This is a genomic window from Herbaspirillum sp. UBA812 (genome assembly GCF_002296545.1).
Taxonomy (GTDB): domain Bacteria; phylum Pseudomonadota; class Gammaproteobacteria; order Burkholderiales; family Burkholderiaceae_D; genus Herbaspirillum; species Herbaspirillum huttiense.
The window spans coordinates 36,259-36,477 of record NZ_DBIC01000151.1 but is presented as its reverse complement, the minus strand read 5'-3'; the positions used below and the strand labels follow the sequence as shown (position 1 = coordinate 36,477).

The 219-nt window shown below is 69.9% G+C and carries 1 pseudogene; it reads right to left on the bottom strand.

What is annotated here, in order from left to right:
* Window positions 1–200: pseudogene (locus tag B3873_RS09655) on the bottom strand (tRNA epoxyqueuosine(34) reductase QueG); the annotation flags it as partial.
* Window positions 201–219: the final 19 nt, after the last annotated feature.

Below are 219 nucleotides of genomic sequence, written 5' to 3'. Positions count from 1 at the left end.
CGTTTCAGGCCGTGGCTTGCCATATAATCCATCTCGCCGTGATAACCCTTGTCCAGCCAGGCCTGGAAGCCCGCCTCGCGGTGCGACAGGTCGACATCGGCGATGCGCACCTCGGCAAACCCCAGCTCCCGGCCCCAGGCCTTGATGGCGGCCGCCAGCGCCGCCAGGCCGGCGGGATCGGCGATGGCAGTGCTCCCGATCGGATCGGCGGGCGTGGGG